The sequence below is a fragment of the Williamsia sp. z71 genome (genome assembly GCF_059553375.1).
The window spans coordinates 404,646-428,193 of sequence record NZ_JCANWX010000001.1; the positions used below are offsets into that span (position 1 = coordinate 404,646).

Here is a 23,548-nt window from a genome sequence, read left to right on the forward strand (position 1 = left end):
CCGCTACTTGCCGGTGAAGTCGGGGATCGTCTTTTCCGCGAACGCCTTCGGGCCGATCTTGGCGTCGTCGCTGACGAAGACCTTGATGCCCTGATCGGCGTCGATCTTGAACGCGTCCTGTTCGTGCATGCCTTCGGTGTCGCGGATGGTCTTGAGAATTGCCTGGACCGCGAGCGGACCGTTCGCGCTGATCTGATCGGCGAGTTCGATGGCCTTGTCGAGCGCGGTGCCGTCGGGGACGACATGCCCGATGAGGCCGTAATCGCGTGCTTCGGGGGCGGTGATGTGGCGTCCGGTGAGCAGGATGTCGGCGGCAACGGTGTACGGGATCTGCCGGACCAGCCGGACCGCCGACCCGCCCAGCGGGTAGAGGCCCCATTTTGCCTCGGACACACCGAATTTGGCGCTTTGCCCGGCGACCCGGATGTCGGTGCCCTGCAGGATCTCGGTTCCACCGGCGATGGCCGGGCCCTCGACGGCTGCGATCAGGGGCTTGGTCAGGCGACGACCTTTGAGGAGGGCGTCGAGCATCTTCGGGTCGAAGCCACCCTTTTTGAAGGAGTCACCGGGGGCCTTCTTGTTCATGCTCTTGAGATCGGCACCCGCGCAGAAGTAGCCGCCGGCGCCGGTGAGGATCGCAACCCGGATATCGGGATCGGAATCGACCTGATCCCAGGCCTCGTTCATGATCGCGAGCATCTCGCCCGAGAGTGCATTACGCGCCTCGGGCCGATTCATCGTGACGATCAAGGTGTGCCCGCGCTTGGAGACAAGACAGTGGGGGGCAGCGTCCGACATGATTTGCTCCTGTTTTCTCGCATGACAAGTCGCGCGTGGGCGCGGCGTGACCTGTATCTCCGTGGGCCTTGCCATCAAACGGTAACACGTTCTAGTTTTGTCGGTATGGCTTACAACATTGCCGACCTCGTCGAGCATGCCGTCGACACGATGGGTGACCGGGTGGCGCTGGAAACCGACGGGCGCAGCGAGACCTATACCGAACTCGACCAGCGCGCCAACGGGCTGGCGCACACCCTGCGTGAACTGGGCGTCGCTCCGGGCGATTCTGTGGGCTTGTACAGCAGAAACGGTATCGAGGCCGTCGAATCGATGGTGGCGATCTTCAAGGCCAGGGCGGTGATGGTCAACGTCAATTTCCGGTACGTCGAGAGCGAACTCGAGCACATCTTCACCGACTCCGACATGAAGGCGCTGATCGTGGAGCGTCAGTACGTCGGCAAGGTGGCGAACGTGTTACCGAAGGCGCCCGAATTGTGGTCCGTGATCGTGATCGAGGACGGCTCCGACCTGGATATCTCGGCGGTGAACGGAATCCCCTACGAACAGGCGGTTGCCGACGGCGGGATCGACCGCGACTTCGAGCCGCGCTCCGACGACGACCTCTACATGCTCTACACCGGTGGCACCACCGGGAACCCGAAGGGTGTGGTCTGGCGGCAGGAGGACGTGTTCCGGGTCCTCGGCGGCGGAATCGACTGGTACACCGGCGAAGCGGTCACCGATGAGTGGCATTTTGCCAAGACCGGGGCCGCGGGTGGCCAGTTGGTGAGGTTCCCGATCCCACCGTTCATCCACGGTGGATCCCAGTGGGCGGTCTTCCAGGCGTTGTTCGCCGGCGGCAAGGCCATCGTCTACCCCGAGTTCGGTGCCCATCAGACGTGGGAGATCGTGGAGCGCCACCAGGTGAACGTCATCTTCATCACCGGAGATGCCATGGGGCGCCCGATGATCGACGCGCTGGAGCAAAAGGACTACGACGTCAGCTCGGTGTTCTCGGTTGCGTCGTCGGCGGCGCTGTTCTCGGCCTCGGTCAAGGACCAGTTCGTCGAGAAGTTCCCGAACGCGGTCATCATCGACGCCATCGGCTCGTCGGAGACCGGTTTCTCGGGGATGGGTGTCATCTCGAAGGAGACGTCGCACAGTGGTGGTGGCCCGCGGGTCAAGGCGGACCTGTCGACAGTTGTGCTGCGCGAGGATGGTTCGGTGATCGAGCCCGGCAACGGTGAGGTGGGGATCCTGGCCCGGACCGGGCACATCCCGCTGCGGTACTACAACGACCCGGTCAAGACCGAGAAGACCTTCAAGACCTACCGCGGCGTCCGGTATTCCATCCCGGGGGATCAGGCGCGCGTCGAGGACGACGGCACGGTGACCATGCTCGGGCGTGGTTCGGTGAGTATCAATTCCGGGGGCGAGAAGATCCATCCCGAGGAGGTCGAGTCGGCGCTCAAGGCCCACCCCGACATCTTCGACACCGTGGTCGTCGGGGTGCCCGACGAACGGTACGGGCAGCGGGTCGCCGCGGTCATCGCGACCCGGGACGGCGCCCGACCCACGCTCGATGAGATCAATGCCGTTGCCCGGCAGGACATCGCCGGCTACAAGTGTCCGCGGGCGGTGTGGTTCGTCGACGAGATCAAACGTTCCCCGGCAGGCAAGCCCAACTATCGCTGGGCGGCGGACATCGCCGAATCCCGGCCTGCCGACCAAAATCTGACAACCAGTTCACGAAAGGCCTGACGCCGGTGCGTACTTCACTGTCCGACGAGTTCGGAATCCAATACCCGATTTTCGGGTTCACCCCGTCCGAGCATGTGGCCGCGGCGATCAGCCGGGCCGGTGGCCTCGGTGTGCTGGGCTGTGTGCGGTTCAACGAGGCGTCCGAACTCGACGCCACCCTCGATTGGATGCGCGAGAACACCGACGGCAAACCGTTCGGTGTCGATGTGGTGATGCCGGCCAAGATCCCCACCGAGGGTTCGCAGATCGACCTCGACGCGATGATCCCGCCGGAACATCGTGCGTTCGTCGAGCGCACGCTCGATGACCTCGGCGTGCCACCTCTGCCAGAGGGTGATCGGGTCAACGCCGGTGTCCTGGGATGGCTGCATTCGGTCGCCCGGTCCCACGTCGATGTGGCCATGACACACGCCGACAAGTACGGACAGATCAAACTCATCGCCAACGCGCTGGGTTCACCCCCGGACGACGTGATCGCCAACGTGCACGCGCACGGCGTGAAGGTCGCGGCACTGGCCGGCGCGAAAGAGCATGCGTTGCGGCATGTCGCCGCCGGGGTGGATCTGGTGATCGCGCAGGGCTATGAGGCCGGCGGTCACACCGGGGAGGTCACGTCGATGATCCTGTGGCCGGAAATTGTTGATGCCGTGGGGGATACGGCGCATGTGCTCGCGGCCGGAGGGGTCGGCAGCGGTCGTCAGATCGCTGCCGCATTGGCCATGGGCACCAGCGGGGTCTGGATGGGGACCTATTGGCTCACCGCAGCCGAATACCAGCTCGGTGTTCGCGGTGCGGGTCCGTCGGTGGTGCAGCAGGCGATCCTGAACGCCACCTCGAAGGACACTGTGCGTCGGCGGATCTACTCCGGTAAGCCCGCCCGTCTGCTCAAGACCAAGTGGACGGACGCCTGGGACGCGGCCAATGCCCCGGAGGCCTTGCCGATGCCCCTGCAGAACATCCTGGTCGCCGAGGCCCATGCGCGGATCTCGGCCGCCGACGATCCCGGCGTCGTGGCGATGCCGGCCGGACAGATCGTCGGGCGGATGAACGCGATCACCCCCACGGCCGACCTGATCGACGACCTGGTCAGCGAGTACGACGTGGCCGTCGACCGGTTGCAGAAGGCCCGTTAGGCCCGCGCAGGATTATTTTGCCGACGGCTGTGATCAGATATGGTCACAGCCGTCGAGCAAATTCTCGAAAGGGCGGGAGGTGGGGGCATGGCCGAGCAGGATACGAACGTGGTGCTCACGGCGCGGGTCGAGACCGAGTCGGGCGGAACCGTCGTGGTGGTCACGCTCAACCGTCCGGAGGCACGTAATGCCCTGACCGGAGAGGTCGTCCGGGCCCTGCGTGCCGCCCTGGCCGCTGCCGATGCGGACGACTCCGTGGGTGCGGTGGTGCTGACCGGTTCTGATCCGGCATTCTCGGCGGGTGTCGACCTCAAAGCACTGGGATCCGAGGGTGGCTGGGACGACGTGAACGTCCCCGGCGTGCCGACCGGGTACCCGTGGATTCCACTGCGCAAGCCGGTCATCGGTGCGATCAACGGCGCCGCGGTCACCGGCGGACTCGAGTTGGCACTGGCCTGTGATTTCCTGATCGCCTCCGATCTGGCTCGTTTTGCCGATACCCACGCCCGGGTCGGGATGGTCCCGGCGTGGGGTCTGACCGGACGATTGTCCGCGGCGGTGGGTTGGGGCTTCGCCCGTCGGATGAGCCTGACCGGCAACTTCATCGACGCCAGGAAGGCCCTGGAGGTAGGTCTGGTCACGCAGGTCGTCGCGCATGACGCGCTGATGCCGACCGCCATGGCGCTGGCCGCGGACATCGCCGGCAACAACACCCCGGCCGTCGCGGCGCTGCTCGCCTCGTACCGCGAGGCCCAGCAACACGTCCTCGGTCCGGTACTGGACACCGAGGCAACGCATTCCGCCGCCTGGATGGCCTCGTTCGATCCGTCCTCCGTCGCACAGGCTCGGGACAACGTCATGGATCGCGGCCGCAAGCAGATGAAGTGAGGGACAAGATGGGGAAGTCGGGAAATCTGCGGGCGGTGGTGCGGAGTCGTAAGGGTGCGGAAGTGTCGTTGCGGGACAAGGTGGTTGTGATCACCGGCGGCGCGCGCGGTATCGGGCTCGCCACCGCGGCCGAGCTGCAGGCAAAGGGCGCCAAGGTGGTACTCGGCGACATCGACGAGGAAGTTGTCGCCAAGGCGGCGGCCAACCTCGGCTGCGAGGGCTACCCCCTCGATGTCACCAGCGACGAATCGTTCGCCGCCTTCCTCGACCGGGTCGATGCCGAGTTCGGCAGGTTCGACGTGCTGATCAACAACGCCGGGATCATGCCGACCGGACCGTTCCTCGACTTCTCCGATGCGGTCATCGCCCGGAACTTCGAGATCGATCTGCTCGCGGTGGTGCGTGGCACGCGGTTGGCCGCCCGGCGGATGGTGGCGCGGGGTTCGGGCCAGATCCTGAATGTCTCCTCGGTTGCCGGGCTCGTTCCCCTTCCGGGACTGAGCATCTACAGCGCGGCCAAGGCCGGCGTGATCGCGTTCTCCGAGGCGCTGGACGGTGAATTGAGCTCCCGCGGTGTGCGGGTCCTGGCAGTGATGCCGAACTTCACCAAGACCGGACTCATCGACGGCCTGCAGACCACCAAGATGATGCCGCCCATCGAACCCGATGATGTTGCGCGCGAGATCGTCCGGAGTATCGAGACCAACCGAGACCGGGTGGTGATCCCGCGGCAGAGCATGTCCGTCCTCGGCTGGATGGTGACACCGCGGTTTCTGAAGAACCTCTACGGCAAGTACTTCGGCTTCGACATGATGTTCCTGGAGTTCGACGAGTCCGAGCGGGCCAAGTACCTCGCCCGGGTCAACCGCAGCTGACCCCGCCCCCCGATGATGTGCCCTTTTGGCGACTAAAAGCCCAGGTGGGCACCGCAAAAAGGGCACACTATCGGGGTGGGGGGACGTATTCGAGGGTGCGGTCACGGCGGATCCAGGTGGGTGCGGTGGTGTCGGCGGCCAGCGTCCGTTTGAGGATCTTGAAGGTGTCGGTCCGGGGGAGGTCATCGACCAACCGGATACTGTGCGGCCACTGCTTGGGACCCAGGTCTGGTTGTGCCGACAGGAAATCCGTGAGCTGCTCGGCGGTCAGATCAGGGGCGATGAGGGCTGCGGCGAGTTCGTCACCGACCTCCGCCCGGACCCCGTAGACCGCGGCCATCGCGATCGACGGATGCCGCAGGAGCACCCGTTCGATGGGGTCGGTACCCATGTTCTCCCCATCCACGCGGACCCAATCGCCCAGGCGCCCGGCGAAATACACGTATCCGCGTTCGTCGACGTATCCGAGGTCGCCGGTGTGGTAGATACCGCCGCGCATCCGCTGCGCGTCGGCGGCCGGATTGCGGTAGTAGCCGGTGAACAGACCACCGCCGGAGCTGTTGACTATTTCGCCGACGGCTTCGTCGGCGTTGGTGAGCCGTCCCGACTCGTCGAAGCGGGCGACGGCACAGACCTCGCCCGTCTCGGGATTGCGGACCTCGTTCGGCGGCACCAATGGGCCGAGGGCCTCTGGTGGGGTATCGGCCGTGCGGGTGATGGCGACGCCACCTTCGGTGGAACCGAAGCCGTCGACCACCCGGACATCAAAACGTGTTGTAGTGGCGGCGATGTCGGCCGCGGACGCCTCGTTTCCGTACAGGATCCGCAGGGGATTGTCGGAGTCGTCGGCTCGCGGCGGTGTGGCCAGCACATAGGACAACGGTTTGCCGACGTAGTTGGCGTAGGTGGCGCGGTACCGGCGGACGTCGTCGATGAAGGCACCTGCCGAGAACTTGCGCCGCAATGCCACCGACGAACCCCCGGCGACCGCCACCATCCATCCGGCGATGATCGCGTTGGAGTGGAACAGCGGCATCGACAGGTAGGCAACGTCGTCGGGGCCCAGTTCGAACCGCGTGGAGAGCATCACGCCGCTGGCCGCCAGCTTCCGGTGACTGCACTGGACGGCTTTGGGGTCACCGCTCGTGCCGGAGGTGAAGATCAACATCAGCAGCGTGTCGGGATCGCCGGTACCGAAGCGGGGCTCGGCGTCCCGGTGCGGGACCAGCAGCTGTTCCCACTGGGGGTCCTCGACGTTGAGTACCAGGACATTCGGTGCATCGAGGTCATCGATCAGGTGCGCCGTCGCGTTCTCGACGATCACCAGCTGGCAATCGGCGGTGTCGATGTCTGCGGCCAGGGCCGATCCGCGTCGTGTCGGGTTGAGCCCGACCAGCACGAGGTCTCCGAGGACGGCGGCTCCCAACATATAACTGAACTCGGGAATGTTCTCCAGCAGCAGGGCCACATGTGGGGGACGGGCTGGGTCGATCAGACCGCGCAACGCTGCCGACCGGATCGCCGACAGCTTCAAATGGTCTCGCCAGCAGATGAATTCGTCTTCGAAGTACAGGCCGGAGTCGACGGAGTCGGCCAGCGGTGACAGCAGGGCGCCGACCGTACCCGGTACCGGCGTGAGGTGCTCCAGGGTGGTCATCGGCTCAGGCGGGTTCGGTGGCAAGTGCCGACCCGATCCGCCGCAACTGAACCGGTGCCGACCCCAGGTCGAACTCGTTTTGCTTGGCGCGCAGGAAATATCGGTGCACGGGATGGTCGATGTCGATACCGACACCACCGTGGATGTGGACGGCGGTGTGGGCGACCCGGTGGCCGGCATCGGCAGCCCAGAACTTGGCGGTGGCCAGTTCTTTGCCGGCCTCGAGGCCCTCGGACAACAGCCAGCCGGCCTGCAGGGTGGTCAGCCGCAGACCCCGGACATCGATGTACGCGTCGGCAAGTCGTTGTGCGACCGCCTGGAATGAGCCGATCTTGCGGTCGAATTGTTCACGCTCCCGGCCATATTCGGCGGTCAACTCCAGGGCGCGCTCGAGGATTCCGGTCTGTTCGGCGCACAGGGCCAGGGTCATCCGGTCGCGGAGAAAGTCGATCACGTCGGTGCCCCCGTCGCCCAATTGATCCTCTGCGGTGACTGCGACCCCGTCGAGTTCGACGAGTGCGGCGGGCGCCTGTCCCGTCGAGAGGGCCGGGGTGATGGTGAGGCCGGCGCGGTCGGTGGGCACGATGAACACCACCGGTCCTTGTGGCCCCGCGACGTTCACGATGATGGCGTCGGCGTATTGGCCATACGGCACATTGAGTTTCGCGCCGGAGAGCGCCCATCCGTCATCGGTGGGCGTGGCGCTCGCCACCGGGGCCAGTGGATCGTCGGCCAGGTCCTCGTCGAGCCCGACGGTGATGATCGAGGTGCCCTCGGACAAACCCGGGAGCCGGCGCGCCCTGATCGCCTCGGTCCCGAAGCGCGCGATGGCCGGTACCGCGGTGAAGGAGACCGGGCCGAACGGGACGAGCGCCAGGGCCCGGCCCAGCTCCTCGGCGATCGCCAGATTCTCGAGCACCGTCAGGTCGTCGTCGAGCTCGAGGGCAAGGAGTCCGGAAGCGGCGAGCTGGGCCCACAATTCGGGATCAAAGCTCCCCTGCTGGGCGCCGGGTGCGCTGCCGCGATGCTCGAGGGCCTCGAGTCGGTCCGTGGTGACCAGCTTCTTGGTGATGTCGCGGGTGAGGCCGGCGAGGTCGGCGGTCTGCTCGCTGCGGTGAAAGTCCATGGTGAAGGTTCCTTTGGTCCGTGAACAGCGGGCGGGAGATCAGCGTCGGGCAGCGGGTTGGCCCAGGGCGAGCATCGCGATGATGTCCCGCTGGACTTCGTTGGTGCCGCCGCCGAAGGTCAGGATCAGGGACGACCGGTGGAAACGCTCGAGGCGACCTCGCAGATGAACGCCGGGGCTGCCCGGACGCAGGGTGGCCGCGGGGCCGAGCACCTCCATCAGCAACCGGTAGGCCTCGGTGGCGAACTCGGTACCGAAGACCTTGGTGGCGGACGCGTCGGCCGGTGACGGGGATCCACCGCCGGTTGCTTCCGACGCGATGTTCCAGTTGATCAGCTTCAGGAACTCGACCTTGGCGTGGACCCGGGCCAGGTTCATCTGGACCCACTCGGAATCGATGACCCGTGCCCCCCGGGCGTTTTTGGTGTTCTGCGCCCATTCGATCGTCTCGCGCAACGCCGTCTGGATCGGCGCCGCGCTACACAGGGACACCCGTTCGTTGTTGAGCTGGTTGGTCACCAGCGGCCAGCCCCCGTTGAGCTCGCCCACCAGCGAGTCGGCGGGTACGCGGACGTCCTGGTAATAGGTGGCGCTGGTGTCGACACTCGACATCGTGTGCACCGGTGTGTACGAGAACCCCTCGACATCGGTCGGCACGATCAGCATCGAGATGCCCTTGTGCTTCTTCGCGGTGGGATCGGTGCGGCACGCGAGCCAGATGTAGTCCGCGTACTGGATCAGGCTGGTCCACATCTTCTGGCCGTTGATGACGAAATCGTCACCATCGCGGACCGCGGTCGTGCGCAACGACGCCAGATCGGTACCGGCGCCGGGCTCGGAATACCCGATGGAGAAGTGGACGTCGCCGGATGCGATGGCGGGCAGGTACTTTGCCTTCTGCTCATCGGTACCGAAGTGCATGATCGTCGGCGCGACGGAGTTGATCGTGAGGAACGGGACCGGCGCACCGGCGATGGCTGCCTCGTCGGTGAAGATCAGCTGATCCATCATCGACCGCTCTTGTCCGCCGTACTCCCTGGGCCAGCCGAGCGCGAGCCAGCCGTCGCGGCCCATCTGGCTCACGACCTCGCGATAGACGTTGCCCTCGCCGACCTCTCCACTGGTGGAAGACAGTGCCAATCGACGTTCCGGCGTGATCAAATGGGAGAAGTACGCCCGGAGTTCGCGCCGAAGCTCTTGTTGCTGGTCGGTATAAGCGATGCGCATCGGTGCTCCAGGGGGTTCGGGTGACAGGAGGGGCTGCGGCCGAGGGGTTCCGCGTCGCATTCCTTCTATAACACGTTCTAACGTGTTGGTAGGTGTCCGTCAATACTGGGGCCGCCTGTGGCGGCAAGGGAAGGGAGCTCGTGGCGATGAAGATCAAGGCTGATTTCGACCTATGTGAGTCCAATGGTGTCTGCGTGGGCATGGCACCGGACGTGTTCGATCTCGATGACGACGACTACCTGGTCATATTGCAGGAAGACGTGCCCGAAGAGCGACGCGAGGAGATGCGTCAGGTGGTCAGCAGCTGCCCCAAGTCGGCATTGTCCGTCGAGGAGTGAGGGCGGCGATCCGGTGCGTCGATGGGCGGCGCACCGGAGGTCCGAACCTGAGATTGCAGATCCGATAGTTGCCCTAAATCGAGAACACGTTCTACATTTGTCTCGACACGTCCCGCGTGGCCCCCTGAGGCTCCGCCGGGGTTGGTGACATCGAGTGGAGGATCTGTGAGCGCAATCTCGAAGACGCAGCCGAAGGCGGAGCTCGACCAGGATGCGAAGACGCAGCTCGACCGGGATGCGAAGACGCAGCCGAAGGCGGAGCTCGACCGGGATGCGCCGCCCGGGCCGGAACTCGCCGGGAAAGTCGCGGTGGTGACCGGTGCCGGAGCCGGATTGGGGCGAGCCGAAGCGATCGGGCTCGGCGCCCTCGGTGCGACCGTGATCGTCAACGATCTCGCCGGTGCACTCGATTCCAGTGATGTCGTCGCGGAGATCGAGGCGGCCGGCGGCGTCGGGGTCCCGGTGGCCGGCGACATCTCGGACTCGGCCACCACCACCGAGATCATGCGCGTCGCCACCGAAACGCACGGTGGCCTGCACGTGGTGATGAACAATGCGGGCCTGGTCCGCGACAAGATGCTCTTCAACATGACCGACGATGAGTGGGATCTGGTGATCCGGGTCCATCTGCGCGGTCATTTCCTGATGTGCCGCAATGCCGCAGCGTATTGGCGGTCGCAGTCGAAATCGGTTGGGGGGCCGGTGTTCGGTCGTCTGATCAACACATCCAGCGAGGCCGGCCTGACCGGTCCGGTGGGGCAGGCGAACTATGGCGCGGCGAAGGCCGGGATCACATCGCTGACACTGACCGCCGCGCGCGGCCTGGCCGCCTATGGCGTGCGCGCGAACGCGATCTGCCCGCGGGCCCGCACGGCGATGACCGAGGGGACCTTCGGCGACGCGCCCCAGGGTTCGATCGATCCGCTCTCGACCGACCATGTCGTCACGCTGGTGCAGTTCCTGGCGAGTCCCGAATCGGACGGCGTCAACGGTCAGGTCTTCGTGGTCTACGGACCCAAGGTGACATTGATGGCGGCGCCGACGGTCGAGCAGAGCTTTGTCGCGGGCGGTGACGCCTGGGATCGCGGAGATCTCACCAAGAACCTGACCGAATACTTCGTCGACCGCGATCCGGCGCAGACGTTCTCTGCCGGTAAAGCCCTGTTCGGGTAGCCATTTCGAGACCTTGGTCTTGGTCGTTTCTTCCCATTGAGTGAACTGGACGTGTGATAAGTTCGCGGTCAAACTGCCAGGCCTCCGTCGGGGGAGCGTAGGGCGGGGCAGGTGTGGAACGTGTTTCAATATGAAAGCTGTGGGATGGACGCCGATGGTGGAAAGTTCCAGCTGGCAACTAGTGCGAATCACCGAAATCAGAACTAGAACACGTTATGATCAGACAGCTCAGTCGGGTCCGGGGGAAAGTCTTTTGCTGAAGGAGAGTTGGTGAACCGCAGACTGGCAGGTCCGTTCGAGGGCGTGGGGGACTTTGTTGCCATGAGCGTCAGTGCGGCACGAGAGCTCTTCCGGGCGCCATTTCAGTGGCGCGAGACGGTCGAGCAGTCGTGGGCCATCGCCCGGGTGTCGATGGTTCCCACCGTTCTCGTCGCCATCCCGTTCACCGTTCTGGTCAGCTTCACCCTCAACATCCTCCTTCGCGAACTCGGAGCCCAGGATCTCTCGGGCGCCGGCGCCGCGCTGGGCACCATCACCCAGATCGGCCCGATCGTCACCGTGCTGATTGTCGCCGGAGCCGGCGCGACGGCCATCTGTGCCGACCTCGGTGCCCGGACGATCCGGGAGGAGATCGACGCCCTGCAGGTCCTCGGCATCGACCCGATCCACCGGCTGGTGGTTCCCCGGGTCATCGCCTCGACGCTCGTCGCAATCCTCCTCAACAGCCTGGTGTGCACCATCGGTATCGGTGGCGGCTTCGTGTTCTCGGTCTATCTGCAGGACGTGAACCCGGGCGCATTCATCGCGAATCTGACTCTGCTGACCGGTTTTCCCGAATTGATGATCTCGATGGTGAAGGCCGCGCTGTTCGGCCTCGCCGCGGGCCTGGTCGGCTGCTACCGCGGCCTTCACGTGGCCGGCGGCGCCAAAGGCGTCGGTGATGCCGTCAACGAAACCGTGGTCTATTCGTTCATGGCGCTGTTCGTCGTGAACGTCGTGGTCACCGCGGTCGGCCTCAAAGCGACTGCAGGGTAGCGCGAATGATCCTTCCTCATACCGTCCGACTACGCTCAACGCGTGTGGCGTTCAAACGAGCCGGTTCCGGCTGGGATCGCATAGGTGATCAGGCATTCTTCTACTGGGACAGTCTCATCAACATCCCGCGCGCGGTGCGGGCGTACAAAAAAGAGACGCTGCGGCTGATCGCTGAGATCAGCATGGGCTCGGGCGCACTCGCCATGATCGGTGGCACCGTCGTGGTCGTCGGCTTCCTGACGCTCTTCACCGGCGGCACCATCGCCGTCCAGGGCTACAGCTCCTTGTCGAACATCGGCGTCGAGGCACTCACCGGATTCTTCTCGGCCTTCATCAATGTCCGAATCGCGGTTCCCGTCATCGCCGGCATCGGCCTGGCGGCCACGATCGGGGCCGGTGCCACGGCACAGCTCGGTGCGATGCGGGTGAGCGAGGAGATCGACGCCCTCGAGGCGATGGCGATCAAATCCATTCCGTACCTGGTCAGTACCCGGATCGTGGCCGGTCTGATCGCGATCATCCCGCTGTACTCTCTGGCGTCCGTGGCCTCATTTCTGGCCAGTCGCTTTGCAACGGTGTTCCTCTACGGCCAGTCGTCCGGCGTGTACGACCACTACTTCTCGACCTTCCTCATCCCCACCGACATCCTGTGGTCGTTCGTCCAGGCGATCTGTATGGCGGTGGCGGTCATGATGATCCACACGTACTACGGGTTCAACGCCTCGGGCGGTCCGGTGGGTGTCGGTATCGCGGTCGGCAACGCCGTGCGGGCGTCGCTGGTGGTCGTCGTCGTGATCACCCTGCTGACCTCACTGGCCATCTACGGCGTCGACGGAAAGTTCAACCTCTCGGGGTAGGCCATGTCACAGAGAACAGAACGCCCCACCTGGGCGAAGAAGCTTGCGGCCACCGTGCTGGTGATGTCGCTGATACTGGCCTGCGCGTTGGCCTCCCTGCAGTTCCTCGGCTCGTTCGCGTCGACGGTGCCGGTGACACTGACCGCCGACCGGGCCGGACTCGTGATGAGCCCGGATGCGAAGGTCCGGTTGCGTGGCGTGGTGGTCGGTCGCGTCGGTGCGATCACCGAATCGGAGAACGGGGTAGAACTCGTCCTCGACATGAATCCGGACCAGCTCCAGTACATTCCGGCCAACGTCCGGGCAGACATCAAATCCAACACGGTGTTCGGTGCCAAGTCGGTCAACCTCGAGATCCCGGAGGATCCGAGCCAGGAGACCCTGCGCAGCGGCTCGACCATCGACACCGATCGTGTTGTGGTCGAACTGAACACGATCTATCAGCGCCTGGTCGGTGTGCTGGCCGCGGTCCAGCCCGAGAAACTCAACGCCACCATCAGTGCCCTCGACACCGCGCTGTCCGGACGGGGTGATCAGATCGGTCAGGGGTTTGCCGACCTGTCGGATCTGCTGGGCAAGGTCAATCCGCACATGGACGAACTGAGCCGCGACATCGAGGCCACCGCCGAGTTCACCAATGTCTATGCCGACGTGATGCCCGACCTGCTCAAGATCGTCGACAACTTCACGGCCACCGGTAATACATTGGTGGACAATTCGTCCGACCTCGACGCGCTGCTGGTGAACGTCACGGGCATGGCCGACACCATCAACGGTGTCATCGCGCCGTCCAAGGCGAACATCATCTCGACATTGGCGAACCTCAACCCGACCGCAACACTGCTCGGATACCAGGCCCCGGGTCTGGCCTGCTTCATCACGGCCACGGCCAGTGCCGGTCAGAAAGCGTTGCCGGTGTTCGGTGTCGACGACGCGCGAGTGCATCTGAACGCGGGTTTGCTGCCGGGTAAAGAACCGTATCGCTACCCCGAGGACCTGCCCAGGGTGAACATGGACGGACCGCCCACCTGTGAATACGGGCTCAGTGATCCGAATAGTCGTGAGCACGCCGGGTTCTACGTCGGCGACAATGCCGCGGTCCCGTACCAACCGAGAACCACACGCAAGGTGGATGCGTCCAAATTGTTCGACGTGATGTTCGGGCCGGCGCCGCGTGGATGAGGAACAACCGATGAACAGTCAGCCAAGGGAGGTGTGAGATGGCAGTGTCCAGAGAGCGCGCGTTTCGCGCCACCGTCATCAAACTCGGCGCGTTCGCCGTGGTGATGCTGCTCATCTTCGTGGGCCTGGTGGTCGTGTTCAGCCAGTACCGCAGTGGTTCGAGCCTGGCCTACAAGGCGACGTTCACCAGTGCCTCGCAATTGAAGTCGGGCAGCAAGGTCCGGATCGCCGGCGTCGAGGTCGGCAAGGTCGGCTCGGTCGGCCTGAACCCCGACAACAAGGCGGTTGTCGAGTTCGACGTCAACGAGAAGTATCGCCTGCCCACCTCTGTGCAAGCGCTGATCCGTTACGAAAACCTCACCGGTGACCGTTTTCTCGAGCTGCAAGAAGGCGCCGGTGAGCCGGGCGTATTGCTCAAGGACAACGGGTCGATCCCGATCACCCAGACCGAACCGGCGCTGGATCTGGACAACCTCCTCGGTGGTTTCAAGCCACTGTTCCGCACACTCGACCCCAAAGAGGTCAACGAGCTGTCGGCGTCCCTGGTCAAGGTGTTCCAGGGTCAGGGGCCGGCGCTGAGTGAACTACTCAGCAACACAGCCACTTTCACTGATTCGCTCGCCGACCGCGACCAGTTGATCGGCCAGGTCATCGACAACCTCAACACCACCGTGGGCACCATCGAGGCCGACGACGAGGGATTGGACACCTCGCTTGATCAACTGCAGAAGCTGATCTCGGGTCTCGACTCGCAGCGCGACGTGATCGGTGAGGCCATCACCAACACCTCCGAGGTGACCAATGACCTCAACGATGTGCTGGCCGAGAACCAGTCCGATCTGACGTCGCTGATCACCGCCACCGGACAGGTCTCCGAAGAAGTACTCAAGGGCGAGGACTATGTGCGGGGTCTGCTCGGTCGTCTGCCGTCGGACTTCAAGGCACTGTCCAACCTCGGCAGCTATGGTGCGTGGCTGCAGATCTGGCTCTGCCAGGTCAATCTCATGTTCACCGGCCCCGACGGGCAGGAGATCGTCTGGAAGTCGACAGACGCGACCGGATCGAACACCAACCCCGGAGGGAGGTGTAACCCGCTGTGATGTCTGCACTGTTCAAGGGTGAGCGAACCGCCACCGACCAGGCCGACGAGGCCCGGCGCCACAAGCGTGGTGAACCCGACCGCGCCCGGGTGGGTTTCATCGGTGTGGTGATCGCGGTATTGGTGGTGATCGTGGCCCTGCAGATGGACAAGCTCCCGTTCCTGTCGAACGGCAGCGTTTACACCGCACTCTTCGACGATGCCGGTGGTCTGTCCACCGGTGACATCGTGGTGGTCTCCGGGGTGAATGTCGGTACCGTCCAGGGGATCTCGCTGGCCGACACCGACAACGGAACCAAGGCGAAGGTCACGTTCAACATGGCCGACACAGCCCGTCTCGGAGACGCCAGCACGGCCATCATCAAGACCGAGACCGTGCTCGGCCGCCGCAATCTGACCCTGGTGTCCGAGGGCACCGGAAAGCTGATGCCGGGGGATACCGTCGAGCGGACCGTGGCGCCGTATTCGCTGATCGATGCCCTGGAAGGGGCCACCGACACGATCGGTGAAACCGATACCGATCAGCTCAACGATGCACTGAACACGTTGTCCGCCACCTTTTCCGACACCCCGGAATCGGTGCGGTCGGCCGTCGACGGGGTCGCGCGGTTGTCCAAGGCGATCGCCGATCGCGACGAGTCCCTCTCGCAATTGCTCGACCGTGCCGGCAGCGTCACCGATGTGGTGGCCAAGCGCAGCGGCCAGATCAACAGCCTGCTCGTCGACGCGAACTCCCTGCTCGGTGAGGTCCAGGCCCGCCGATATGCGTTGGAGCAGTTGATCACCGGAACCGAGAACGTCACCGCGCAGATCAGTTTGTTCATCGACAACAACAATGCGCAGCTGAAGCCGGTGCTCGATCAATTGAACGGAGTACTCGCGATTCTGGTCGACAACCAGGAAAACCTGGGGCTGACCCTGGACGAACTCGGTCCGTACGCAAACGTGCTGGGAGAGGCGGTCTCGAGCGGACCCTACTTCTCCTCGCTGGTCGGCCTGACCACCTTCGGTGACCTCACCGCGACGTTCCTGAGGGTGTTCCAGCAGAAGTACCCCGAAGCCTTCGAGGCATTCACCAAGTACGCGTTCAAGATTCCGCCGGACATCACGACCCGCCCGGACATGGCGAACTCGCCCGACTCGAACAAACCGGCACCGGCACCGTCGTATCCGACCGGACCGGCGGGGGGATGATGATGGGACGGTTGAGCAAGAGGTTCTGGCAGGTCACCGCGATCGTCGTGGCCGCCATCGTGGCGGTCGTGGCGGTGTACTACGGCTTTCAGAAGGTCAACTACAAGACCTATACCGCGTACTTCTCGAACACCAATGCCCTGTACGAGGGTGATGCGGTGAAGATCCTCGGAGTCGATGTGGGCTCGGTCGGATCGATCACCCCGCGGGACAACGATGTCCGGGTCGAGCTCAAGATCGACCGCGACCGGAAACTGCCCGAGGGTGTCGAGGCGATCGTGGTCGCGCAGTCCCTGGTCTCGGGACGTTTCATCCAGTTGACCCCGGTGTACGACGGTGGTCCGACGCTCGGCGGCGGTGGGGACATCCCGATGGAGCGCACCGCGGTGCCGGTCGAGTGGGATGAGATCAAGGCGGAGCTGAGCAGGTTGACCGAGGCGGTCGGCCCCCAGGGCGCCGACCCCGGCTCGGTTGCCCGCTCGGTCGATGTCTTCGATCAGAACCTCGACGGCAACGGCACGGCCATCCGCCAGGCCATCCAGCAACTGTCGGACGTCACCGGCACGCTGGCCGGTGGCAGCGACGATCTGTTCAAGTCGATTCGCAACCTGCAGACACTGACCGAGGCGCTGTCGCAGAGCCATGAGCAGTTGGTGCAGTTCAACGGCCGTATCGCGTCGGTGAGTCAGGTGCTCGCCGACAACACCGACAATCTGAACGGCGCACTGACCAACCTCAACACCGCGATGACCGACATCCGGACGTTCATCGACGCCAATGGGGCGACACTCAGCGAGTCGGTCGGCGATCTCTCCGAAGCCACCAACGTGCTCGCCCAGAAAGATGAAGAGATCCGGGGTCTGCTGCATTCCGGGCCGACGCAGCTGTCGAACTTCTATAACATCTACAACCCTCTGCAGGGGTCGTTGTCGGGCATTTTCGGTCTGGGCATGGGCGGCAACCTGATCAATCTCCTCTGTGGCTCGATGGCCGGTGCTGCCCGTCCGGGCCAGGAAGACCTGGTCGAGCAGTGTGTTGATGTCCTGGGTCCGATCTTCGGAGCGATCGGGGTGAACTACCCGCCGTTCCTGACGAATCCGGTGTCGGGCATCAACGCCACGCCCGATCAGATCTCGTATCAGAACTCGGGCGTGAAAGCGCGTGCGCAGCAAGGCATTCGCGATCAGGACGCCGCGACCCGCTCCCAGTACAAGAATCCCGGTTTGGCCGAGCTGCTGGTGCCGTTCGGAGGTGAGGGCTGATGCGTGCAAATCTGAGGCGAAAAGCCCTCGGCCGCAACATCCTCGGCGCTACCGTGATCAGTTCGGCGCTGGTGGCGTCGGGCTGTGGCTTCGAGGGGCTCAACTCGATGCCGATCCCCGGCGCGGACGGTACCGGCCGAGGTTCCTACGAGCTGACAACGATGATTCCGAACGCCGCCAACCTGGTTCAGAACGCGCCGGTCATGATCAACGACGCCACCGTCGGCAGCGTCGGGAAGATCTCGGTGAAGGACTGGCAGGCGCAACTGACGCTGCGGCTCAACAAGGGGACCCAGGTGCCGGTCGGATCTCACGTGATGGTCGGGATGACCAGCGTGCTCGGTTCGCTGCACCTCGAGATCGTCCAGCCGGAGAACGCCGATGCGGGCACCCTGCAGACGGGCGACGAGATCCCGGCGGCCGGTTGTCCTGAGGCGGAGAACATCGCCGAGCCGGAGAACCAGCAGCCCATACCCGACATCAACTCGGCGCAGCAGGTGGCCGCCTGCACCTATCCGACCACCGAGCAGGTACTCAGCTCGTTGTCGGTGGTGCTCAACGGCGGTGGTCTGGCGCAGGTCGGTGACATCATCACCGAGCTCAACAACTCGATGGCCGGACGCGAAGACATCCTGCGCGAACTGATTCCGCGACTCGACACGCTGGTCGACGAGCTCAGCGGTCAGCGGGCCAACATCATTCGCGCCATGGAGGGCCTGGATCGGATGACCGCGCGTATCAACGAGCAGACACCGGTGGTGGAGAAGGCGCTGGCCGACGGCCCCAAGATCCTGTCGCTGCTGTCCGATCAACGGGTCCAGTTCACCGACGCGCTGGGTTCGCTCAGTGCCCTGAGCCGCACCACCGATGACATCTTGAACGCGAGTTCGGAGGACATCACGGTGCTGGTCAACAATCTGGTGCCGGTGCTCGACCAGCTCCAGTCCACCGGCCCGGCCCTGACCCAGTCGCTCGGCATCCTGCTGACGTTCCCGTTCGCCGAGGAGGTCATCCCACAGGTGGTCCGGGGCGACTATCTCAACGGTGAGATCAACCTCGACCTCACATTCGGTCGTCTCGAGCGAGGTGCGCTGGCCAGTCTCGGTGGGCAGAGTCGGCTCTACGGCCCCGAGGGTCTCCTCGGCGCGCCGGCCGGTGCGGCGGCCCGCGGCAGCGATCCGTTCACCGGTCCGCTGACCGCGGAGATGCCGGTCGACAACAATCAGCCCTCACCGATGCCGAACGCGGAGGGAGGCTCATGAGCATCACACCGTTCGTCCGCATGCAGCTGATCATCTTCACCATCATCACGGTGGTCTCGATGCTCGCCGTCGCGGTCTTTTACATCCGGGTTCCGGCGATGGTCGGGATCGGGGAGTACACGGTCAAGGTGGACCTGCCCAGTACCGGTGGTCTCTATCAGAACGGCAACGTCAGCTTCCGCGGCGTCGACGTCGGCAAGGTTCAGACGGTGGCCCTGACCGAGACGGGTGTGTTGGCGACGGTGTCCATCAAGAGCGATACCGAGATCCCGAACAATTCGATCGCCGCGGTGCGCAGTGTCTCGGCGGTCGGTGAGCAGTACATCGAGTTCACACCCGATCCCCAGACGCCGGCGACCGGCAATCTCAAGGACGGCTCGGTGGTCGAGAACGGGACGGTTCCGGTCGAGGTCGGGACGCTGCTCGATCAGGCCGATGCCCTGCTCGAACAGATCCAGGACACGAAGTTGCGCCGGGTGATGGACGAGGCGTTCAACGCGTTCAACGGCACCGGCGAAGACCTGCAACGACTGCTCGATTCGATGACCCTGCTGGTGGGTGACGCCAACGAGAACTCGGAGGCGATCGTCAAGCTGATCGATCAAGCGGCTCCGCTGCTCGAGACGCAGACCGCCACGGTGGACGACATCCGCGCGTGGACGGCGAATCTCGTGCAGGTCACCGACCAGCTCCGGGCGAACGACCCGCAGATCCAGGGCATCCTGGATCAGGGTCCGGGCGTTGCGCAGCAGAGCCAAGAGCTGTTCGCCTCGATGAATCAGTCTCTGCCGTTGCTGTTCTCGAATCTCAACACCACCGCCCGAACGCTGGCGATCTACCATCCCAACCTGCAGCAGATCGTGGTGATCTACCCGCGCCTGATCGCGGCGCTGATCACCGCACTCAACAGCGAGGACTACCGCAACGGTGCCAACGTCGACTTCGCCCTGGGGTTCCAGGATCCCGGCACCTGCACCGTCGGCTTCATGCCGATGACACCGGAGCGTGACGCGTCGGCGCAGACCCCGCGTGACCTCCCGCCGGGCATGTTGTGCCGCGTCCCGCAGGATTCCAACGTCGCGGTCCGCGGAACCCGCAACTTCCCCTGCATGGAGATCCCCGGGCGCCGCGCATCGACCCCGGCCGAATGCCGGACCGGCTACGAACCGATCGGCGAGAACGTGCCGTTCCCGAACGGGCTTCCGGGAGTCGACCTGCCACAGGGCTTTTTGACCACCGGCGCACCCGGCGCGGACGACGGCAGTCCCGCCGTCTACGCCACCACCTACGACCCGGTCAGCGGTGACTACATCGGCCCGGACGGCAAGACGTACAACGCCGGCACCGCGGTACCGTCGGGCACATCTGGTACAGGTGGTAGCGGACAGCAGCAGAAAGACAACAGTCAATGGCAGAGCCTGATCACGGGGACCGTCCAGTGACGGCCCAGACACCAACTGGACAGACACCGACCGAACAGACACCGACCGAACAGACAGCCGAAGCGCCGAAACCTGCACCACAGAAGCCTCGGCGTCGCCGGGCCAGCCGACCGGCCGGTCCGCCACCGGATGCGCCCGAGTCGTCGCCGAGCGGTACCGCGCCGAGCGGCAAGGTCCGCAAGAACGCGGGTATCCCGGTGAAGTCGTCGCCGCTGGGCCGCAAGCCGAAGCCGAGGCCGACCGTCGCGTCGGCAAGCCCTCCGGTGGATCTGGGCAAGCCGGAGCCCGAGGCCGACGAGGCCGACGAGGCCAACACCGCGCCGGCCGCGACAGAGGCCGAGGCCGAGACCGACTCTGGTTCGGTGCAGTCCTTCGGGTCTGCGTCGGTGACCGGAGGCGTGTCGTACCGGGATCGGCGCGGGGGTGGCCGAAAGTCCGATCCGCGGAGGCGCCGGGTTCGCCTGGGCCGGTCCGGTGACAGGAGCTCGTCCGACACCGGTGGTTCGCGGCGTGGCCGCGGGAATCTGCGTGGACTGGGCATCGTGCTGGCGGCCGTTGTATCGATCGGTCTGATCGCGGGCATGGTCGTCGCGTCGACGCTGTTCATCCTGGGGACGGACAAGATCGATGAGCGCAACGAGTTGCGCGCCGAGTACTCGGCGTTCGCCCGTCAGATGATCATCAACCTGACAACGCTGAACCCCGAGAACGTCGACGGCGCCATCAAGTCTTTTCAGGACAGCACCAGTGGCAAGGCCATGGAGCAGTCGGGCCAAGCGATCGAGCAGTCCGTCAACATGATCAAGGCCGACAACGTGTCCACGAAGGGCACCGTCATTTCGGACGCTGTCACCGCCAGTGACGCAGACTCTGGCACGGTGATGGTCGTGTACAGCTGGGAGATGAACCAGCCCAACGTTCCCGAGCAGCAGACCGTGTTGCAGACGTTCCGGGTGAAGGTCGAGATGACCCGCATCAACGGGCAACTCAAGCTGACCAACTTCGAGTGGGTGACGTAGATGTCCCGCAAGTTCTGGTGGTGGACGGTGTCGGTACTGACCGTCGTGATCCTGGTTGCCGGGGTGGTCATCACGACGATCGCCGGTCTCGACTACCGCGACGCCAAGCTGACGGAGGATGCCCGCGGTGAAGCGCTGGACGCCGGAACCCATACGGCATCGGTGATGTTCGGATACGACCCGGGTAACGTCGCGCAGCAGGTGGAGCAGGCCAAGACGCTGGTCTCCGGCGCAGCTGCCAAGGAGTACGACCAGATCGTCACCGACTCGAATCTGGTTGCCTCCGTGAAAGATCAGCAGGTCAAATCCCAGGTGACGATCCAGGAGGCCGGAGTCGTCACCAACACCCGCGACACGGCACTGGTCCTGATCTTCATGAACCAGTCGGTGACCAAGGGCGGCAAAGACGTGGTGGCGATCAATCCCAGCCGGCTCCAGTATTCGATGGAGCGCTCGGGCGACCGGTGGCTGGTCACCAACATCGACATCATCACCGACGATTCGGTGAAGGCCGAGCTCGCCACCGAGGCCGACAAGGCCGGTGCCTCCACCATCCCGGTTCCCGCGCCCACGGAGTCGTCGGTGCCGGCGCCCGCGCCGACCCCCTGACCCCCTCCCGCAAACGAGCCACAAACACGAAGACGAGCCGCAAATATGTGGCTCGTCTTCGTGTTTGTGGCTCGTTTGCGGGGGAGAGGGAGCCTAGGCGGTGGGGTCGTAGCCCATCGGCAGGATGACGGACTTGTGCTCGACGTACGACTCGAGGCCCTCGGTGCCGTTCTCGCGGCCGATGCCGGAGTTCTTGTAGCCGCCGAACGGCGACCCCGGATCGATGGCGTACCAGTTCACGCCGTAGGTACCGGTCCGGATCTGGGCAGCGATCTCGAGACCACGTTCGACGTCGGCCGTCCACACCGTCCCGGCCAGACCGTAGTCGGAGTCGTTGGCGATGGCGATGGCCTCGTCCTCGGTGTCGTAGTCGATGACCGAGATCACCGGGCCGAAGATCTCCTCACGCGCGATGGTCATGTCGTTGGTGACGCCGGTGAAGATGGTGGGGCTCAGGTAGTACCCCGACTCCAGACCCTCCGGGCGGGCGCTCTCGAGGACCGCCGTGGCGCCGGCATCCTTGCCCTGCTGGATGTAGTCCTCGACCTTGGCGCGCTGCTTCTCGGTGATCAGCGGTCCGAGCTGGGCCTCCGGGTCGTCGGGCAGACCCGGCTTGAGGAGTTTGGCGGCCTCGACCATGGCGTCGACGATCTCGTCGCGCTTGGCGCTCGGGACCAGGACGCGGGTCTGGGCGACGCAGGCCTGGCCGGTGTTCATCAGGCCGGTGAAGGTGAGCATTCCGGCGATCTCGGCCGGGTTCGCGTCGGCGAGCACGATGGCCGCGGACTTGCCGCCGAGTTCGAGTGAACAGCGCTTGAGTTGCTCACCACAGGCGGCTGCGATCGAGCGCCCGGCCGCGGTCGAACCGGTGAAGGTGATCTTGTCGACGTCGGGGTGGGCGACGAGCGCTTTTCCGGTCTCCGGTCCGCCGGGAACCACCGACAACACTCCCTCGGGCAATCCGGCTTCGGTGAACAGCTCGGCGATGTAGTTGGCCGAGAGCGGGGTCTCCGGCGCGGGCTTGAGGACCACCGAACATCCGGCGGACAGGGCCGGGCCGAGTTTGTTGCAGATCAGGAACAGGGGCACGTTCCAGGCGGTGATCGCACCGACCACACCCACGGGTTCACGCGTGATCTGGGACTTGCCGAACAATCCGTCGCGGTACTCGAGCCAGTTGTAATTGACTGCGGCCTTGGCGTATTCGCGGAGCACACCGGTCGCGGGCAGCTGCTGCAACGTGCTCACCGCGATCGGTGGTGCACCCATCTCGGATGCGACCAGGTCGGCGATCTCTGCGCCCCGTTCGTCGATCAGATCGGCGACCTTGGCGACGACGGCGGCACGGTCTTCGGGGGAGGTGTTGCGCCAGACACCCGAATCGAATGCGGCCCGCGCGGCCTTGACCGCGGTGTCGACGTCGGTGACGTCGGCCAGCGGCGTGCTGCCCACACGCTGACCGGTGGCCGGCGAGAAGACCTCGAGTGTGTCTGCGGAGTGGGCGGGGGTCCAGCGTCCGCCGATCAGCAGTTCGCTGTAGTCGCGGGAAGTGGGTGGTGCCGCGTGGGCGGTGTCCGTCATTGGTCCTCCAGTTGGTGGTTGCCTCTGGTGGCCAATGGTAGAACACGT

Annotated in this window: 21 protein-coding genes; 16 read left to right on the plus strand and 5 right to left on the minus strand. The window is 64.7% G+C overall.

Annotated features, from left to right (window positions below):
* Positions 1-3: 3 nt before the first annotated feature.
* On the minus strand, positions 4-798 hold the full coding sequence (locus tag AC51GR_RS01775; RefSeq protein WP_496322916.1) for a crotonase/enoyl-CoA hydratase family protein: 795 nt from the start codon (positions 796-798) through the stop codon (positions 4-6).
* A gap of 105 nt (positions 799-903) precedes the next feature.
* On the opposite strand from AC51GR_RS01775, the gene AC51GR_RS01780 reads away from it, so the two are divergent.
* From AC51GR_RS01780 to AC51GR_RS01795, 4 genes are all read left to right on the plus strand, one after another.
* On the plus strand, positions 904-2,541 hold the full coding sequence (locus AC51GR_RS01780) for an acyl-CoA synthetase (protein WP_496322917.1): 1,638 nt from the start codon (positions 904-906) through the stop codon (positions 2,539-2,541).
* A gap of 5 nt (positions 2,542-2,546) precedes the next feature.
* Positions 2,547-3,674, plus strand: coding sequence for an NAD(P)H-dependent flavin oxidoreductase (locus tag AC51GR_RS01785; protein WP_496322918.1), 1,128 nt, complete (start codon positions 2,547-2,549; stop codon positions 3,672-3,674).
* 87 nt (positions 3,675-3,761) lie between these two features.
* Complete coding sequence (locus tag AC51GR_RS01790; RefSeq protein WP_496322919.1) at positions 3,762-4,562, plus strand: enoyl-CoA hydratase; 801 nt, start codon at positions 3,762-3,764, stop codon at positions 4,560-4,562.
* Positions 4,563-4,570: 8 nt separating this feature from the next.
* A complete protein-coding gene (locus tag AC51GR_RS01795) occupies positions 4,571-5,437 on the plus strand; it encodes an SDR family oxidoreductase (protein WP_496322920.1) in 867 nt (288 codons plus the stop codon).
* Positions 5,438-5,504: 67 nt separating this feature from the next.
* Here the strand turns inward: AC51GR_RS01795 and AC51GR_RS01800 are convergent, their stop codons facing one another.
* From AC51GR_RS01800 to AC51GR_RS01810, 3 genes are read right to left on the minus strand one after another with little or no spacing between them, the layout of a single operon-like run.
* Positions 5,505-7,094 carry a long-chain-fatty-acid--CoA ligase gene (locus AC51GR_RS01800; RefSeq protein WP_496322921.1) on the minus strand — a complete coding sequence of 530 codons (1,590 nt, stop codon included), beginning with the start codon at positions 7,092-7,094 and terminating at the stop codon, positions 5,505-5,507.
* Between the two features lie 4 nt (positions 7,095-7,098).
* Positions 7,099-8,220, minus strand: a complete 1,122-nt coding sequence (locus AC51GR_RS01805; RefSeq protein ID WP_496322922.1) for an acyl-CoA dehydrogenase family protein — start codon at positions 8,218-8,220, stop codon at positions 7,099-7,101.
* 39 nt (positions 8,221-8,259) lie between these two features.
* Positions 8,260-9,447, minus strand: a complete 1,188-nt coding sequence (locus AC51GR_RS01810; RefSeq protein WP_496322923.1) for an acyl-CoA dehydrogenase family protein — start codon at positions 9,445-9,447, stop codon at positions 8,260-8,262.
* A gap of 146 nt (positions 9,448-9,593) precedes the next feature.
* Between AC51GR_RS01810 and AC51GR_RS01815 the strand changes: the two genes are divergently transcribed.
* The 12 genes from AC51GR_RS01815 to AC51GR_RS01870 all read left to right on the plus strand — a co-directional run bounded on the left by AC51GR_RS01815 (position 9,594) and on the right by AC51GR_RS01870 (position 21,919).
* Positions 9,594-9,785, plus strand: a complete 192-nt coding sequence (locus AC51GR_RS01815) for a ferredoxin (RefSeq protein WP_496323338.1) — start codon at positions 9,594-9,596, stop codon at positions 9,783-9,785.
* Positions 9,786-9,950: 165 nt separating this feature from the next.
* Positions 9,951-10,958, plus strand: coding sequence for a 3-oxoacyl-ACP reductase (locus AC51GR_RS01820; protein ID WP_496322924.1), 1,008 nt, complete (start codon positions 9,951-9,953; stop codon positions 10,956-10,958).
* Positions 10,959-11,228: 270 nt separating this feature from the next.
* Positions 11,229-11,993 (plus strand): MlaE family ABC transporter permease, encoded by a 765-nt coding sequence (locus AC51GR_RS01825; protein ID WP_482135834.1) that lies wholly within the window; start codon positions 11,229-11,231, stop codon positions 11,991-11,993.
* 5 nt (positions 11,994-11,998) lie between these two features.
* Positions 11,999-12,850, plus strand: a complete 852-nt coding sequence (locus AC51GR_RS01830; RefSeq protein WP_495514565.1) for an ABC transporter permease — start codon at positions 11,999-12,001, stop codon at positions 12,848-12,850.
* A 3-nt stretch (positions 12,851-12,853) separates the two neighbouring features.
* Positions 12,854-14,032, plus strand: a complete 1,179-nt coding sequence (locus AC51GR_RS01835; protein WP_496322925.1) for an MCE family protein — start codon at positions 12,854-12,856, stop codon at positions 14,030-14,032.
* A gap of 38 nt (positions 14,033-14,070) precedes the next feature.
* Positions 14,071-15,132 carry an MCE family protein gene (locus AC51GR_RS01840; RefSeq protein WP_496322926.1) on the plus strand — a complete coding sequence of 354 codons (1,062 nt, stop codon included), beginning with the start codon at positions 14,071-14,073 and terminating at the stop codon, positions 15,130-15,132.
* A complete protein-coding gene (locus AC51GR_RS01845) occupies positions 15,132-16,325 on the plus strand; it encodes an MCE family protein (RefSeq protein ID WP_496322927.1) in 1,194 nt (397 codons plus the stop codon). The genes AC51GR_RS01840 and AC51GR_RS01845 overlap by 1 nt, the downstream gene beginning before the upstream one ends.
* A 2-nt stretch (positions 16,326-16,327) precedes the next feature.
* A complete protein-coding gene (locus AC51GR_RS01850) occupies positions 16,328-17,587 on the plus strand; it encodes an MCE family protein (protein ID WP_496322928.1) in 1,260 nt (419 codons plus the stop codon).
* Complete coding sequence (locus tag AC51GR_RS01855) at positions 17,587-18,849, plus strand: MlaD family protein (RefSeq protein WP_496322929.1); 1,263 nt, start codon at positions 17,587-17,589, stop codon at positions 18,847-18,849. The genes AC51GR_RS01850 and AC51GR_RS01855 overlap by 1 nt, the downstream gene beginning before the upstream one ends.
* A complete protein-coding gene (locus tag AC51GR_RS01860; protein WP_496322930.1) occupies positions 18,846-20,291 on the plus strand; it encodes an MCE family protein in 1,446 nt (481 codons plus the stop codon). The genes AC51GR_RS01855 and AC51GR_RS01860 overlap by 4 nt, the downstream gene beginning before the upstream one ends.
* The gene (locus tag AC51GR_RS01865; protein ID WP_496322931.1) at positions 20,288-21,310 is read left to right on the plus strand and encodes an Rv1363c family protein; all 1,023 of its coding nucleotides are present in this window, start codon (positions 20,288-20,290) and stop codon (positions 21,308-21,310) included. The genes AC51GR_RS01860 and AC51GR_RS01865 overlap by 4 nt, the downstream gene beginning before the upstream one ends.
* On the plus strand, positions 21,311-21,919 hold the full coding sequence (locus AC51GR_RS01870) for a hypothetical protein (protein WP_496322932.1): 609 nt from the start codon (positions 21,311-21,313) through the stop codon (positions 21,917-21,919).
* Between the two features lie 93 nt (positions 21,920-22,012).
* Here the strand turns inward: AC51GR_RS01870 and AC51GR_RS01875 are convergent, their stop codons facing one another.
* The gene (locus AC51GR_RS01875; RefSeq protein ID WP_496322933.1) at positions 22,013-23,500 is read right to left on the minus strand and encodes an aldehyde dehydrogenase; all 1,488 of its coding nucleotides are present in this window, start codon (positions 23,498-23,500) and stop codon (positions 22,013-22,015) included.
* Positions 23,501-23,548 lie beyond the last annotated feature (48 nt).

Bases quoted from the DNA above. Each gene is read 5' to 3' on its own strand.
- AC51GR_RS01860 (WP_496322930.1), top strand. From the start codon at position 18,846: ATGAGCATCACACCGTTCGTCCGCATGCAGCTGATCATCTTCACCATC.
- AC51GR_RS01815 (WP_496323338.1), top strand. From the start codon at position 9,594: ATGAAGATCAAGGCTGATTTCGACCTATGTGAGTCCAATGGTGTCTGC.
- AC51GR_RS01810 (WP_496322923.1), bottom strand. From the start codon at position 9,447: ATGCGCATCGCTTATACCGACCAGCAACAAGAGCTTCGGCGCGAACTC.
- AC51GR_RS01830 (WP_495514565.1), top strand. From the start codon at position 11,999: ATGATCCTTCCTCATACCGTCCGACTACGCTCAACGCGTGTGGCGTTC.
- AC51GR_RS01855 (WP_496322929.1), top strand. From the start codon at position 17,587: ATGCGTGCAAATCTGAGGCGAAAAGCCCTCGGCCGCAACATCCTCGGC.
- AC51GR_RS01780 (WP_496322917.1), top strand. From the start codon at position 904: ATGGCTTACAACATTGCCGACCTCGTCGAGCATGCCGTCGACACGATG.
- AC51GR_RS01790 (WP_496322919.1), top strand. From the start codon at position 3,762: ATGGCCGAGCAGGATACGAACGTGGTGCTCACGGCGCGGGTCGAGACC.
- AC51GR_RS01835 (WP_496322925.1), top strand. From the start codon at position 12,854: ATGTCACAGAGAACAGAACGCCCCACCTGGGCGAAGAAGCTTGCGGCC.
- AC51GR_RS01850 (WP_496322928.1), top strand. From the start codon at position 16,328: ATGGGACGGTTGAGCAAGAGGTTCTGGCAGGTCACCGCGATCGTCGTG.
- AC51GR_RS01800 (WP_496322921.1), bottom strand. From the start codon at position 7,094: ATGACCACCCTGGAGCACCTCACGCCGGTACCGGGTACGGTCGGCGCC.
- AC51GR_RS01845 (WP_496322927.1), top strand. From the start codon at position 15,132: ATGTCTGCACTGTTCAAGGGTGAGCGAACCGCCACCGACCAGGCCGAC.
- AC51GR_RS01795 (WP_496322920.1), top strand. From the start codon at position 4,571: ATGGGGAAGTCGGGAAATCTGCGGGCGGTGGTGCGGAGTCGTAAGGGT.
- AC51GR_RS01875 (WP_496322933.1), bottom strand. From the start codon at position 23,500: ATGACGGACACCGCCCACGCGGCACCACCCACTTCCCGCGACTACAGC.
- AC51GR_RS01805 (WP_496322922.1), bottom strand. From the start codon at position 8,220: ATGGACTTTCACCGCAGCGAGCAGACCGCCGACCTCGCCGGCCTCACC.
- AC51GR_RS01775 (WP_496322916.1), bottom strand. From the start codon at position 798: ATGTCGGACGCTGCCCCCCACTGTCTTGTCTCCAAGCGCGGGCACACC.
- AC51GR_RS01870 (WP_496322932.1), top strand. From the start codon at position 21,311: ATGTCCCGCAAGTTCTGGTGGTGGACGGTGTCGGTACTGACCGTCGTG.
- AC51GR_RS01840 (WP_496322926.1), top strand. From the start codon at position 14,071: ATGGCAGTGTCCAGAGAGCGCGCGTTTCGCGCCACCGTCATCAAACTC.